The sequence below is a fragment of the Actinoplanes sp. CA-015351 genome (genome assembly GCF_050955685.1).
Lineage (GTDB): Bacteria > Actinomycetota > Actinomycetes > Mycobacteriales > Micromonosporaceae > Actinoplanes.
Window position 1 is genome coordinate 5,118,275 of sequence record NZ_CP192102.1, and the last position, 13,833, is coordinate 5,132,107.

The following is a 13,833-nucleotide window of genomic DNA, read 5'->3' on the forward strand; positions in this document are numbered from 1 at the left end:
AAGCCGATCTCTACGCCTCACCCGGCGCAGCCGAAGACGGCACAAGAGCAGGAGAGAGCAAGAACCAGGAAAAATTCCTCAGTAGACGAACCGGGACACCGCCGCCTGCAGATCGCTCGACATCCGGGACAACTCGGCCGCCGATCTCTGCGCGTCACCCACCGACTCCGCCGTGCTCCGGGCGTCGTGTAGTCGCTGATGTGGCCGATGATCTCGCTGATCTCGGCGATGGCCGACACCGCGAGATTGCTGTCGTTCTGAATCGCCTCGACCCGCCGGGCGATGTCCTCGGTGGCCCGCGCCGTCTCCTGAGCCAGGTCCTTGACCTCGCCGGCCACCACAGCGAACCCCTTGCCCGTCTCGCCGGCCCGAGTGGCCTCGATGGTCGCGTTCAGGGCGAGCAGATTCGTCTGCTCGGCGATCGCGGTGATCACCCGGATCACGTCGCCGATCCGGGGCAGCGACCGTGGTGACGCTGAGCGACACGTCGGCGGATGCCGCCGACACTTTGCGTGCCTGCTCGGAGGCGGTCGCGGCGCCCTCGCTGATCTGGTTGGCGATCACCGAGGTCTCCTCGGCGGCGGCCGCGAGGCTCTGTGCCGCGGCGCCGACCGACGCCACCACGTCCCGGGTCTGTGTCTGCGCCCGGGAGAGCATGTGCGCCATCTGCCCGACCTCGTCGCGGCCGGCCACGTCGACGGTGTCGGTCAGGTCACCCTCCGCCATCGAGGTCAGCGTCCGTTTGACCCGTTCCAGGCGTTTGACGATGTATCGGGCGACGGAGAGACCGATGACGACAGCGGCGAGCACCCCGACGATGAGTACCCCGATCTGCAGGCGCTTGGCGTCCGCGGCGGAGGTGGCGCTCGCCGCGGCCCGCGTCGCGGCCTGGTCCATCTGCGCGGTGTTCTCCTCCTCGATGGCGTCCGAAGCGGTGATCATCAGAGGCAGGATGGTGTCGCGGTACGCGGTGGCGAACGACCTTGGTCTTCCGCTCGTTGATCTCATCCACCAGGGTCTCGCGGACGGCGGCGGTGGCCACGCCGTACTCCAGGTACCGCGCCCGGATCCCCTGCAGGTTGCGGCAACGGAGAAAACATCTGGCCGACCGGAAAGGATCAGGCCGACCGGGAAAGGATCAGGCCGCTGCCGGACATGAGCGAGGGTGGACTTCATGAACGCGGAGGTGCGGCGGGCGCGGTTCGAGGCGGTGGCGCCTGCGGTGATCGATGCCGTGCGCCGTTACCTCGCACGGCGGACCGATCCGGCGACCGCTGACGACGTGCTCTCCGAGACCCTGCTGACCTGCTGGCGCCGTCTTGAGGACATGCCCGCCGAACACGTGCTCTGGGCGTACGGAATCGCTCGTCTGAGCCTGGCCAACGCGGAGCGTGCGCGGCGTCGCCAAGCGCGCCTGGCCGCCAAGATCGCGGTTTTGGATCCGCCGGTGACGGTGACCGGCGCGCCTGCCGAGACCGATGACGATCTTGCGGCGGCGCTGGCCGCGCTGCGTGCCGAGGACGCCGAGCTGCTGCGCCTGTGGGCGTGGGAGGACCTGTCGCCCGGGCAGATCGCGGTGGTGCTCGACGTCTCGGTGAACGCGGTGAACATCCGCCTGCACCGGGCGAAGAGCAGATTGAGGGATCAGCTCGGAAAGCTCGCCGCCCCCGAAAAGCTCGCCGGCCCCGGAAAGCTTGATGACGCGGCCGGACATGAGGAGTCGACGGAAGGGAGACGGCGATGACCGATAACGATCTGCGAGCCCGGCTACGCCAGGCGGATCCGGCCGCGTCGATGGCGGCGGCGTCTCCCGACGAGGTGACGCGACTCCTGGAGAAGACTGTGACAACGACGACCGTGGTGAACAAGCAGCGGCGGCACTACGCTCTCGCCGCGGCGGCCCTGATCCTGATCGTGGCAGGCGTCGCGGGCTGGGCTCTCACCAGGCCGGATACCGCGACAACGGTGCAGCTCACCGGGCCTGGGGCAATCGCGGCCAAGTGCGTGGAGCCCTCCGCGGAGCGCCTCGCGGCCTCCGCCGACTTCGCCTTCGCGGGTACGGTCGCCGCGCTCACCGGCACGACGGTGACCCTCGATGTGACGCGCGTCTATCACGGCGCCGCCGCCGACCGGGTCGAGGTGACGCAGACCGGTGAGACGTCCGAGCAGCTGATGGGCACCGGGAAGTTCGAGTCCGGAAAGGATTACCTGGTCGCGTCGTCGGCCGGCGCCGTGATGATCTGCGGGTACAGCGGCGAGGCGAGCACGCCCGGGCTGAAGGAACTCTACGAGCAGGCTTTCCCCGGCTGAAAAAGATGCCTTGACCTCAAGTCCGCTTGAGGTTTTAGGGTTTCCTCGTGTTCCGAACCGGCATCGATGTCTCCCAGCTGTTCAAGGCGGCCTTCCGCCGGTACCCGACCGGGGTCGCGGTCATCACCGCGACCGGACCGGGCGGACCGGTGGGCCTGACCGCCTCCAGCGTCGCGTCGGTGTCGGTGGAGCCGCCCGCGTTGTCATTTTCGGTCATGGGCACCCGGTCGGCCCGCGCCATCGTGGAGGCGCCGAGCTTCGTGGTGAACATGCTCGGGCCCGGCCACGCCACCCTGGCGCACGACTTCGCCCATGCCGGACGGCCGCGGTTCACACCCGAGCAGGGCTGGGACGTGCTGCCCACCGGCGAGCCGGTCCTGGCCGGCGCCCTGGCCACGCTGCGCGGCACCCCGTTGCACCTCGTCGAGGTCGGCGATTCGACAGTGGTCGTCGCGGAGGTGCTCGAGGTCGTTCTCGGCACCGGCGGCGGCCGGCTGGTTTATCACGACCGCGAGTTCATTGCCCACCATCCGTGAAGTGAAGGACGCACCAAGTGAAGGACGCACCGATGTTCAGATTCCTCACCCCGTCCATCACGGTCAGCGCGCACTGCGATCTGCCCTGCGGCGTCTACGACCCAGCTCAGGCCCGGATCGAGGCCGAGTCGGTCAAGGCGATCGCGGAGAAGTACCAGGCCAGCTCCGACCCGGAGTTCCGTACCCGCGCGCTGATCATCAAGGAGCAGCGGTCCGAGCTGGTCAAGCACCACCTCTGGGTGCTCTGGACCGACTACTTCAAGGCGCCGCACTTCGAGAAGTACCCGCAGCTGCACTCGCTGTTCAACGAGGCCACCAAGCTGGCGGGGGCGAGCGGCGCGAAGGGATCGGCCGACCCGGAGGTCGCGGAGAAGCTGCTCGGCAAGATCGAGGAGATCTCCAAGATCTTCTGGGAGACAAAGCAGGCCTGACAGCTCAGGTTCGGCCCCTTTCTGACGATTCAGCGTGAGAAGAATCGTTTGTGAAGGGGCTGATCCGGTGCGCCGCTCCGGCGATCAAGACGGGTTCACCCTCGTCGAGGTCATCGTCGCGATCGCGATGGTCAGCGCCGTGCTCGCCGCGACCACTGTCTTCTACGTCCGGAGCCTGTCGCTCGGCAACCACTACGCCGGCCGCGAGGACGCCGTACGCGTCGCCACCTCCGCCCTGGAGGTGGCGACCGGTCTCGGCGGGGAGAACGTGCTCACCCGCCGGGACAGGGCCGCCGTCGCCGGGCAGACCCTGGTCACCGGGGTCGACGCGTACCTGGCCGACTCGGTGCAGGTCTGGGACACCGACGCGGGTGCCGGCGCCGGCGCCACCGCCTCGCTGCCCACCACGGCGGTCGCGGTCGTGCTGAACGGTCTCACCTACCAGCAGCATTGGTACGTCGTGAAGTGCTGGCGTGCGACAGGCACCGCCGGCGCCTGCACGGGCAGCGGCACCGGGACCGAGTTCCTGCGCGTTGTCGTCGCCGTGCAGTGGAAAGACGTGCAGTGCCCGGGCAGCACCTGCACCTATTTCCTCGCAACACTGCTGAACGCGGCCGACGACCCGGTCTTCCCGACCGCGCCGACCGCCGGGGTGACCACCAGCCCCACCGCGTCGGCCTCGGCGTCGGCCACCGTGTCGGCGTCCGCATCCGCGTCGGCCTCGCCGTCCGTGACGGCCTCACCGTCACCCTCGCCGTCGGCGAGTGCGACCAGCGGCGGCACCGCGATCTGGGCGAACCGCAGCAGCGGGTACACGAACCCGGCCGCGCTCTGGCTCTCCTCGTCGGCACTGACCGTCACCGGCCTGGTGCACACCAATTCGGACCTGCGCATCGAGGGCTCCTCGGTGACCCTCTCGCCCCGGATCGAGTACGTCTCCGATCAGTACATCGCAGGCGCCACCGCGCCCACGCCGGTGCAGGTGAGCGCGTCCGTGCCGACCGGCACCCGGGTGGTCGCCGACTACGCGCCCGGCGGCGCCGCGGCGGCGGCCGCCGGCACCGGGTACTACGCGGTCGCAGCCTCCGCCTGTTCCTCCGGCACCTGGACGTACGCCGCCGGCTCGGTCGCGTCCACCGCCACCGTCGTCTACGTGCCGTGCGCCGTGAACGTCACCACCGACGTGACGCCGCTGCTGGTCGCCACCGGCACGATCACCGTCGCCACCTCCAAGGTGACCATCGGCAGCAAAACCAGCCCGGCGACGACCGGCCTGCTCAGCGGCTCCACGTCCACGTCGGCGATCACCATCTCGGGCTCGTACGCGACCGTCTACGGCACCGTTCAGGCCCTGGGCGGCGGCATTGCCCTGCTCGGGTCGTACAGCGTGTTCCAGTGCGGGATCATCGGCGACACCGTGCAGGTGGGCGGCGCCGACATCACGATCACCGGAACGTGCTCGTGAGACCTCCACCAAAGACGATCAGGGACGCCGGCGTCACCCTCGTCGAACTCGTCGTCGCCATGTCGATCATGGGCTTCTTCACGGCGATCGTCGCGACCGCCGTGGCGCAGATGTACACCACCGCCAACAAGGCCGAGGCCACCCAGGCGTTGCAGAGCCGGCTCAACATCATCTTCGAGCGCTTGGACGCGGAGATCCGGTACGCCTCAGCGATCAGCAAGGCCGGCACCGGCACCGACGGCGCCGACCAGTACGTCGAATACCTCAACGTCAACGGCAGCACCCAGCTCTGCACCGAGCTGCGGCTGCGCGGCGACATCCTGGCACGCCGTACCTGGACCAGCGGCAGCACACCGCGCGGCGGCTGGAGCACCCTGGCCGGCGGGATCTCCAGCGCCACGCCGTTCACGGTGACCAGCACGGTCGGCGTACGCCAGCAACTGAAGCTGAGCCTGACCGCCACGCTCGCCTCAGCGGGCCCAGCCGCCGGGAGCCACACCGCCGAGTTCCTGTTCACGGCACTGAACTCGGATGCCACCGCGACATCGTCGAACGCGACGGTGTGCCAGGAAGGGCGGGCCGGGACATGAGGACTGACCGTGGTTCCCTGCCGATCGCCGTCCTGATCTCCATCCTGGCGCTGTCGATCAGCGGCCTGCTCAGCTCCGCGCTGCTCAGCCAGGTCAAGGACGTACGCCGGGTGGCCGACCGCGGGATGGCCCTGGGATCCGCCGAGGCCGGGCTGCAGGTGGCGATGGGCCAGATCCGGGCGGCCGTCGGCGCCGACGGCAAGGGCAAACCGTCGGCGCTGCCCTGCGGTTCGTTGCAGGGGACGATCTCGTCGGCGGCGGGGAACGCGTACCGGGTCGACATCACGTACCTGAGCTCGACCGGCGGCCAGCTCAGCTGCCCGCCGCTGTACGCACCGGCGACCGCGAGCCTGAAGGCCTGGGACGTCACCGACGGCTCGGCCGGCGGGACCGCGCGTACGTCGACGGTGAAGTCCCGGGTCCTGGAGGCGACGTACACGTTCCGGGTGCCGAACGCGCAGGTGCCGATGGGACTGATCCACAACTATCCGGGTGGCGAACTCTGCATGGACTCGCTCAAGGATCAGCCGGAGGCCGGCGACGAGGTGTGGATGATGCCGTGCGACTCGCAACGGCCGCACACCCAGATGTTCGCGTACGTGAAAAGCATGGCCCTGACGCACCCGAAGCCCGCGCTCTCCTCGGGCAGCGACATGTGTCTCGACGCGACCAGGCCGTCCACCGGCACGTCGGTCGTGGTGACCTTCCAGCCGTGCGTCGTCGCGATCGACGACACCACCACCCAGTCACCGCCGCGCCAGCTGTGGACGCTGCACGCCAGCCACGCCAGCTTCGCCGGGACCGACGACGCCCTGACTCTGAACGGCTGGTGCATCAACCTGCAGAACCCGGGCGCCAAGCAGAGCCGGCTGATCTACGCGAAGTGCCCGAGCACCGTCTACAACTCGACGTCGACGATGCAGCCGGAACCGAGCGTCGGCGCGGGCGCGGCCGGCGAGAGCACCCAGCAGCTGGTGAACTACCAGCAGTTCGGCCGCTGCATGGACGTCACCGAGGGGAACGTGATCTACGGGTACCTGATCGCCTGGCCGTGCACCGCGAACCCGGTGCCCGCGAACATCTCCTGGAACCAGCGGTTCACCCTGCCCGCGGTCACCGACACGACCACCGGCGGCACCGGCCGGGTCACCGCGACGAAGGGCTCCGTCACGTACTGCCTGCGCAGCCCCCGCTCGGCCGCGACCGGCCAGTACGTCATCGTGGTCGCCTGCGCCACCTCGATCGCCGCCGAGGTGACCTGGACCCGGTACGTCGCGCACAAGGACACCACGAAGGCGTACACCGTTGTCGACTCGGCGGGGCTCTGCCTGTACCCGAGCGAGACCGAGCTCTACACCCGCCTCGGCGACAAGATCGGCCGCATCAAGGTCGGCGCATGCGACGGCAGCCTCCTGCAGAAATGGAACGCGATCGTCGCACCCTCGACCGGCCTCTCCAAAATTCAGGAAAAATAACTCAGCCTCCCGGGCACTGACGCCCGCCGCTGATCGGGATGCACCGGGTCACCTGCGGCGCCGGCTCCTGGTCGGCCGGCGGGCCGGGGCTCCCCGCGACGATCATCCATTGAAGAAACAGCAAACCGGCCATCCACCAGAGCGACCTGACGAACCGGGCCGTCCACTCCTGGTCGCGCCGCCGCCAGGCCACCGCCATCCCGATCAGCGGAACCGCGATGTTCAGCACCAGCGCCGCGATCAGGTAGCGCAGAGTGACCTCGCCGTACTGCGCGGCCTGCGCCGGATCACCGAACTCCGGCGACGACGCCCGCCGGACCCACCCGACGATCAGCAGAAACGGCACTCCGTAGAGCCACCCGTAGAAGAGCGGTTTCATCGGGCCGCCAGCGCGATCAGGGCGATCAGGACGAACACCACGCCCGCTGCCGCGGCCGCCGCGGTGCCCGCCACCGGCGCGGACAGGCCGGACCGGACCATCGGGCGGGATATCAGCGCGCTGATGCCGGTCATCACCGCGATAGCCGGCACAGCGAGAACCACGCCGATTCCCGCCAGCGCGGACGGGGTGAAGCACCACGACGTGGCGTCGTCGCAGGTTCGCCCGGTGTCGGTCTGCCGCAGCCCGAGGAGCAGGGCGCCGAGCACCGTGACGTACCAGCCGAGCGACACCAGCACGCTCTCCCCGTACGGCTCAGGCCCAGGCTCAGGCTCAGGCTCAGTCATGGTGATCAGTATGCGACGCGCGTGCAAATTCCCTTTAGCCCCAATGGAATAGTAGGAAATTGAATCCAGGTGACACCTGGATGAATCCATTTTCCCGATGCCTCCGCTCACAGCTGCCAACGGTGAGAATGTGTCACGCTGTCCGCCCGATCGATCTTGGGAGGCACCATGGCCCGACGCGTGTTTCTGCACGTCGGCGCCCCGAAAACGGGCAGCACCTACATCCAGAATGTGCTCTGGAACAACCAGGACGCATTGCGCGGCGCCGGCATTCTGATGCCCGGCTGGTCCTGGGCGCAGGACCAGGCGATGACTGATCTGCGCGAGGTCGAATGGCGCGACCCGCGGGCCACCTATACCTGGGAGAAGCTCGCCGAGGAAGCGCGCCGGTTCGACGGCGACGCGATCGTCACCAACGAGGCGCTCGGCGGCGCGACCCCGGAACAGGCGGCCCGGGGCGTCGCGGCGTTCGGGTCGGCCGAGGTGCACGTCATCGTCACCGGGCGGGACCTGTGGCGCACCCTCCCCTCGATGTGGCAGCAGAGCGTCCGGGCCCGCAACAAGTGGACCTTCTCGGAGTTCCTGACCGCGGTCGAGCAGGGCCGGTTCGAGACGTTCTGGGAGATGCACACGCCCAACCGGATGCTGCGGAAGTGGGGCGATCTGGTCCCGCCCGCCCAGCGTCACCTCGTCACGGTTCCCGGTCCGGGCGCGCCGCACGACACGCTGTGGCGGCGGTTCGCCGGGATCGCCGGCATCCCGGACGGTCTCTGCGACCTGGAGGACCCGACCGCGAACCCGTCGCTCGGCGCCGCCGAGATCGAGGTGCTGCGCCGGGTCAACGGCGCGCTCGGCGACCGTTTCCCGCACCGTACGCCCTACCAGCTGGTGGTGCAGCGGCACCTGGTGAACGCGGTGCTCAAGAACAGCGGCAACGAGGTGCGCTTCGGCGTCGGCCTGGACCGCGCCGGCTGGGTCGCCGAGATGGCCGAGCAGCAGATCAAGGAGCTGCGCGACTACCCGTGCCACATCGTCGGCGACCTCGACGAGCTGCGCCCGGTGAACATGAAGGAGTCGACCAGCCCGGACGACCTGGACGACTCCCGCATCCTGCAGGCCGCCATCGAGACCATCGTCGGCATGCTGGAACACGCCGACGAGCTGACCAAACAGCCCAACGTCGACGGCGTCCGCGCGCTCGACCTGCTCAAACTCCGCGCGACCGGCAAGATCCGCCGCACCCTCAAGCGGGTGGCGTCCACGCGACGCTGACCCGAGGATGATCAAGCTCCGGTTCAGTCCAGGTGACACATCCACCACCTGAATCGGAGCCACATCGATGGAGCACGTCAACCGCCGGACCGTCCTCGGCCTGGCGGGCGCGGCGACGATCGCCACGGCCGCCCCCGCGTCGAGCAAACCCCGACCCCAGCCCCACTTCCTCAAACCCGGCGACCCTGGGTACGCCGAAGAGCTCACCGTCTTCAACCTGGTACAGACTCCGAACCCGGGCCTGGTGGTGGCCGCCCGGACCGCCGGCGACGTCCGTGACGCGGTCCGGCACGCCGCCCGCCACGACGCGCCGGTTGCCGTCCTCGCCACCGGCCACCAGCCGTCCGTCCCGATCGGCCGCGACGCGGTCCTGGTCTCCACCCGGGCGATGCGCGGCGTCACCGTGGACGCGCGACGCCGGGTCGCCCGGGCCGAGGCGGGCGCCCTCTGGCAGGACGTCGTCGACAAGGCGGCCCGATCCGGCCTGGCCCCACTGGTCGGCTCGACCGGCATCGTCGGCGTGGTCGGCTACACCCTGGGCGGCGGCCTGAGCCCCACCCTCGGCCGGCAGTACGGCTGGGCCGCCGACCACGTCCGCAGCATCGACGTGGTGACCGCCGACGGCCGGTCGAGCACCGTGACCGCCGGCTCCGACCCGGAACTCTTCTTCGGCCTGCGCGGCGGCAAGAGCAACTTCGGCCTGGTGACGGCGATCGAGTTCGGCCTGTTCCCGGTCACCACGTTCTACGGCGGATCGATCGTGTTCGCGGGCGCCGACGCGGCGACGGTGCTTCACGCGTACCGTCGCTGGGTTTTGACCGTGCCGGAGGCGATGTCGTCATCGGTGGCGCTGATGCACTTCCCGGACCAGGACGGTTTTCCGCCGCCGCTGCGCGGCAAGGCGGTGGTGAGCCTGCGCGTCGCCTACACCGGTGACGCGGCGAAGGGTGCCGCGCTGGTGAAGCCACTGCGTGCGGTGGCGACCCCGATCATCGACGGGGTGGCTCAGCAGCCGTATACGGCGTTCGGGGCGATCCACGCCGATCCGGTCGATCCGGTGACCGCTCATGAACGCACCGGGCTGCTGCGTGAGCTGACCGCGGAGACCGTCGACGCGCTGGTCGCGATGGCCGGGCCGGACGCGCCCTTCCCGATCACCCTCACCGAGGTACGCCATCTCGGCGGCGCCCTGGCCCGGGAGCCCGAGGTGCCGAACGCGGTCTCCCAGCGGGATGCGGCGTTCACCGTGTTCATGGCCGCCATCACCGGCCCGGGCGGTGCGGCCCAGGCCCGGGCGGCGCAGGACGCGATCATCCGGCGGCTGCGACCGTGGAGCACCGGAGGGATGTACCTGAACTTCATGAGCGTGGACGAGGCGAGTGCCGATGCGGTGCGGCACGCCTACCAGCCCGGGGTCTACCAGCGGCTGCGCGAGCTGAAGCGAAGGGTCGATCCGTGCAATATTTTCCGGTTAAATCATAATATCCTGCGGTAATGGGCATAAAAAAGCCGGCCTGGTCGCCCAGGCCGGCTTTTCTCAGTGCGTCAGGATGCCAGACCGTTTTCGGTCAGGAACGCCTTGGCCACGGTCGCCGTGTCCTTCTTGTCCACCTGAACCTGCGCGAGGTAGCTCGTCAGGTTCTCGGTGGTCAGCTTCGCCGACACCGCGTTGAGCGCGCCGGACACCGTGTCGTTGTTCGCCTCGGTACGGATCAGCGGCAGGATGTTTTCCGCGAGGTACAGGCTCTTCGGGTCCTCGAGCACGACGAACTTGTTCGTCACGATCGACGAGTCGGTGGAGAAGATGTTCGCCACGTCGATCTGGCCGTCCTTGAGCGCGTTGACGGTCAGCGGGCCGCCGGCGTCGAGCGGCTTGAACTCCTTGAACTCGACCCCGTACACCTCCTTGAGACCCTTCAGACCCTGGTACCGCTCGCCCCACTCGGGACCGGCGCCGATCGTGAGCTGACCCGCGACCGCCTTGAGGTCCTCGATCGTCTTGAGGCTGTGCTTCGCCGCGGTCTCCGCGGTGACCGTCAGGGTGTCCTTGTCCTCGGCCGAGGACTGCTCCAGCACCTCGGTGCCGGCCGGCAGGACCTTCTTGAGCGCGCCGAGCACGTCCTCCGGCTTGCTGACGCCCTCCGGCGCGCCGCCGGTGGACAGAGCGGAGAGCAGCGCGCCGTTGTACTCCGGCAGCAGGTCGATCGAGCCGTCCTGCAGCGCCTTCAGGTACAGCTCACGGGCGCCGATGTTGAACGAGCGCTTGACCGTGACGCCCTTGGCCTCCAGGGCCTGCGAGTAGATCTCGGCGAGCAGCTCGGACTCGGCGAAGTTCGCCGAGCCGACGGTGACGGTCCCACCGGAGGACGCGGCTCCGGTCTCCTGGGCGAGCGGGTCCTCGTCCGCGCCACAGGCGGCGAGCGAGAGAGCGAGGGCGATGCCGGTGACGGCGGCGCCGACCATTCTTATGCGGGACATCAGGAACCTTCCATTGGTGGACGTGTTTCAGGTGGTGGCGGTGGTGACGGCGGCGCTCCGGACGCGCCGCCCGGACAGGCCGGGTGAGACCACCCAGCGCTGCACGAGCGCCAGAATCAGATCCAGTACGACGGCGAGCACGGCGACGACGACGGCGCCGGCCAGGACACGGGAGTAGTCGTTGACGGCCAGGCCGTCGATGAGCAGGCGGCCGAGGCCACCGAGCCCGACCGACGCGGCCACGGTCGCGGTGGCGATCACCTGGAGGGCCGCGCTGCGGAACCCGCCCATGATCACCGGCAGGGCCATCGGGAACTCGACCCGGGTGAGCACCTGCCAGGGGCGCATGCCCATGCCCTTGGCGGCGTCGACCACACCGTGATCGACGGCGCGCATCCCGGCGTAGGTCGAGGTGAGGATCGGCGGGACGACCAGCACGGTCAGCGCGATCAGCACCGGCAGCAGGCCCAGCCCGAGCAGGGTGACCATCAGCATCAGCAGACCGAGGGTGGGCAGCGACCGGCCCGCGTTGCCGGCGTTGATCGCCAGGAACGAGCCCCGCCCGGTGTGCCCGATGTACAGCCCGACCGGCAGCGCGATGATCACGCCGAGCAGCAGGCCGAGCGCCGAGTAACCGAGGTGGGACAGGATCAGCTGCGGGAAACCGCCAGGCGCGCCGAGATCCCAGTGCTCCGGATCGAAAAGGTACGAGAAGTTCACGCCGCGCCACCTCGCTGGAACCGGGCCCACGGAGTGACCGCCCGCTGGATGAGCACGATGACCAGGTCGGCGATGCCGGCCAGCAGCACCGACAGGATGATGCCGACCAGGATGGGCTCCAGGTAGAACAGCTGGAATCCGCGGGTGAACAGCTGGCCGAGGCCGCCGACACCGATCAGGGCGCCGACGCTGACCAGGCTGATGTTGGCGACCGTGGCGACCCGCAGGCCGGCCAGGATGACCGGGAGCGCCACCGGCAGCTCGACGTTGATGAGCCGGCCGAAGCGGCGGTAACCCATCGCCGTGGCGGCCTGGGTGATCAGCGGGTCGACCGAGCGCAGCCCGTCCGCGACGGTACGCGCCAGCAGCGCCACCGTGTAGATGGTCAGCGCCACCACGATGTTGATCGGTGAGAGCACCTTGGTGCCGAGCAGCACCGGCAGGAAGACGAAGAGCGCCAGCGACGGGATCGAGTACAGCACGCCGCACACGTTGACCAGTGGGTGGTACAGCCAGGTGAAGCGCACCGCGAGGTACCCGACCGGCAGCGCGATCGCGAACCCGAGCAGCACCGGAAGCAGCGCCAGCCAGATGTGCTGTTTCAGGGCGGTCAGTACGACCTCATGGTTGTTCTGCAGGTATTGGATCAACGCCGGCGCTCCAGCAGGTGATCCACCAGGTCGTGGTGCCGGACCACGCCGTCCGCCTTGCCCTGCTCGTCGACCCGGACCGCGATCCCGACCGGCGAGGTGATCGCCAGGTCGGTGACGACCCGCAGCGAGTCGGCAGCCGTGAAGACTCCACCGAGATCGCCGGCCGACCGCCACCGCACCGGCCGGCCCGCGTCGTCGAGCTCGAGGTCGGGCTGCGACGAGACCGGCTGCACCGGCAGGGCGGCGGCCGAGTCGAAGGACAGGCTGCGCAGACCCCGGTCCCGGCCGACGAACTCGGCGACGAAGTCGTCCGCCGGCTTCTCCAGCAGCTCCTGGGGCGTACCGAACTGCGCCAGGATGCCGCCCTGCCGGAAGACCGCGACCTTGTCGCCCAGCTTGATCGCCTCGTCGATGTCGTGGGTGACCATCGCGATGGTCTTGCCGAGGTCGTTCTGCAGGCGGAGGAACTCGGCGTGCAGCTGGCCGCGCACCACCGGGTCGACCGCGCTGAACGGCTCGTCCATCAGCATGATCGGCGGGTCGGCGGCGAGCGCCCGGGCCACGCCGACCCGCTGCTGCTGGCCGCCGGAGAGCTGCGCCGGATACCGCTTGGCGAACTCCGGGCTCAGCCCGACGCGGTCGAGCAGATCGAGCGCCGCGGTACGCGCCTCCCGGCGGGTCTTGCCGAGCAGCACCGGCACGGTGGCGACGTTGTCGAGCACGGTGCGGTGCGGGAAGAGGCCGGCGCTCTGGATGACGTATCCGATGCCCCGCCGCAGCTTGGCCTCATCCTGTTGCGAAACGTCCTGCCCGTCGATCAGCACACGGCCGGACGTCGGGTTCACCATGCGGTTGATCATGCGAAGCGACGTGGTCTTGCCGCAGCCGGACGGCCCGACCAGCGCGGTCAGCTTCCCGGTGGGCAGCTCGACAGTCAGGTGGTCGACTGCCGTGCTGCCACCGGGATAGACCTTCACGACGTCGTCGAATGTGATCATTACGCTCCTGGCGGTAGCTCTTGAATACTGCTATTCATACTTCCGGTGTAGTGAATAGGATGTCAACGGCAGAGGCCACGCCTTTACCGACCATTAACAGGTGCGTGAGGGCCGCTATGCAGGCAGAAGACGGTGTATCGAGCGTCCCACTCGATGGACACACCCTCTCCATCGAGGGT

General features: G+C 69.1%; 16 protein-coding genes and 1 pseudogene. 9 read left to right on the forward strand and 8 right to left on the reverse strand.

The window, feature by feature from the left end; genetic code table 11:
• Nucleotides 1-17: 17 nt before the first annotated feature.
• A complete protein-coding gene (locus ACQP2E_RS23515; protein WP_433834020.1) occupies nt 18-443 on the reverse strand; it encodes a methyl-accepting chemotaxis protein in 426 nt (141 codons plus the stop codon).
• 271 nt (nt 444-714) lie between these two features.
• A pseudogene (locus ACQP2E_RS23520) lies at nt 715-1,176 on the reverse strand (hypothetical protein); the annotation flags it as partial.
• Here ACQP2E_RS23520 and ACQP2E_RS23525 point away from each other — a divergent pair.
• From ACQP2E_RS23525 to ACQP2E_RS23555, 7 genes are read left to right on the forward strand one after another with little or no spacing between them, the layout of a single operon-like run.
• Entirely contained in the window at nt 1,175-1,744 is a 570-nt protein-coding gene (locus ACQP2E_RS23525; RefSeq protein ID WP_433825101.1) for an RNA polymerase sigma factor, read from the forward strand. The pseudogene ACQP2E_RS23520 and the gene ACQP2E_RS23525 overlap by 2 nt on opposite strands.
• Nucleotides 1,741-2,310 carry a hypothetical protein gene (locus tag ACQP2E_RS23530; RefSeq protein WP_433825102.1) on the forward strand — a complete coding sequence of 190 codons (570 nt, stop codon included), beginning with the start codon at nt 1,741-1,743 and terminating at the stop codon, nt 2,308-2,310. The genes ACQP2E_RS23525 and ACQP2E_RS23530 overlap by 4 nt, the downstream gene beginning before the upstream one ends.
• A 47-nt stretch (nt 2,311-2,357) precedes the next feature.
• Entirely contained in the window at nt 2,358-2,846 is a 489-nt protein-coding gene (locus ACQP2E_RS23535) for a flavin reductase family protein (protein ID WP_433825103.1), read from the forward strand.
• Between the two features lie 32 nt (nt 2,847-2,878).
• Entirely contained in the window at nt 2,879-3,277 is a 399-nt protein-coding gene (sodN, locus tag ACQP2E_RS23540; RefSeq protein ID WP_433825104.1) for a superoxide dismutase, Ni, read from the forward strand.
• Between the two features lie 34 nt (nt 3,278-3,311).
• Nucleotides 3,312-4,742, forward strand: a complete 1,431-nt coding sequence (locus ACQP2E_RS23545; RefSeq protein WP_433825105.1) for a type II secretion system protein — start codon at nt 3,312-3,314, stop codon at nt 4,740-4,742.
• Nucleotides 4,739-5,332, forward strand: a complete 594-nt coding sequence (locus ACQP2E_RS23550; protein ID WP_433825106.1) for a type II secretion system protein — start codon at nt 4,739-4,741, stop codon at nt 5,330-5,332. Before ACQP2E_RS23545 ends, ACQP2E_RS23550 begins: the two co-directional genes overlap by 4 nt.
• Nucleotides 5,329-6,807 carry a ricin-type beta-trefoil lectin domain protein gene (locus tag ACQP2E_RS23555; protein WP_433825107.1) on the forward strand — a complete coding sequence of 493 codons (1,479 nt, stop codon included), beginning with the start codon at nt 5,329-5,331 and terminating at the stop codon, nt 6,805-6,807. Before ACQP2E_RS23550 ends, ACQP2E_RS23555 begins: the two co-directional genes overlap by 4 nt.
• 1 nt (nt 6,808) lies before the next feature.
• Here ACQP2E_RS23555 and ACQP2E_RS23560 read toward each other — a convergent pair whose 3' ends face one another.
• Both ACQP2E_RS23560 and ACQP2E_RS23565 read right to left on the reverse strand, forming a co-directional pair.
• A complete protein-coding gene (locus tag ACQP2E_RS23560; protein WP_433825108.1) occupies nt 6,809-7,186 on the reverse strand; it encodes a hypothetical protein in 378 nt (125 codons plus the stop codon).
• On the reverse strand, nt 7,183-7,533 hold the full coding sequence (locus ACQP2E_RS23565) for a hypothetical protein (protein ID WP_433825109.1): 351 nt from the start codon (nt 7,531-7,533) through the stop codon (nt 7,183-7,185). The genes ACQP2E_RS23560 and ACQP2E_RS23565 overlap by 4 nt, the downstream gene beginning before the upstream one ends.
• A gap of 168 nt (nt 7,534-7,701) precedes the next feature.
• Here ACQP2E_RS23565 and ACQP2E_RS23570 point away from each other — a divergent pair, with 168 nt between their 5' ends.
• Both ACQP2E_RS23570 and ACQP2E_RS23575 read left to right on the forward strand, forming a co-directional pair.
• Nucleotides 7,702-8,805 (forward strand): hypothetical protein, encoded by a 1,104-nt coding sequence (locus tag ACQP2E_RS23570; protein ID WP_433825110.1) that lies wholly within the window; start codon nt 7,702-7,704, stop codon nt 8,803-8,805.
• A 67-nt stretch (nt 8,806-8,872) separates the two neighbouring features.
• Nucleotides 8,873-10,300, forward strand: coding sequence for an FAD-binding oxidoreductase (locus ACQP2E_RS23575; protein WP_433825111.1), 1,428 nt, complete (start codon nt 8,873-8,875; stop codon nt 10,298-10,300).
• Between the two features lie 50 nt (nt 10,301-10,350).
• Here the strand turns inward: ACQP2E_RS23575 and ACQP2E_RS23580 are convergent, their stop codons facing one another.
• The 4 genes from ACQP2E_RS23580 to ACQP2E_RS23595 are packed head-to-tail and all read right to left on the reverse strand — an operon-like array spanning nt 10,351 to nt 13,654.
• A complete protein-coding gene (locus tag ACQP2E_RS23580) occupies nt 10,351-11,283 on the reverse strand; it encodes a glycine betaine ABC transporter substrate-binding protein (RefSeq protein ID WP_433825112.1) in 933 nt (310 codons plus the stop codon).
• 27 nt (nt 11,284-11,310) lie between these two features.
• The gene (locus ACQP2E_RS23585; protein ID WP_433825113.1) at nt 11,311-12,003 is read right to left on the reverse strand and encodes an ABC transporter permease; all 693 of its coding nucleotides are present in this window, start codon (nt 12,001-12,003) and stop codon (nt 11,311-11,313) included.
• The gene (locus ACQP2E_RS23590) at nt 12,000-12,653 is read right to left on the reverse strand and encodes an ABC transporter permease (protein ID WP_433825114.1); all 654 of its coding nucleotides are present in this window, start codon (nt 12,651-12,653) and stop codon (nt 12,000-12,002) included. Before ACQP2E_RS23590 ends, ACQP2E_RS23585 begins: the two co-directional genes overlap by 4 nt.
• On the reverse strand, nt 12,650-13,654 hold the full coding sequence (locus tag ACQP2E_RS23595; protein WP_433825115.1) for an ABC transporter ATP-binding protein: 1,005 nt from the start codon (nt 13,652-13,654) through the stop codon (nt 12,650-12,652). Before ACQP2E_RS23595 ends, ACQP2E_RS23590 begins: the two co-directional genes overlap by 4 nt.
• Between the last annotated feature and the right edge of the window lie 179 nt (nt 13,655-13,833).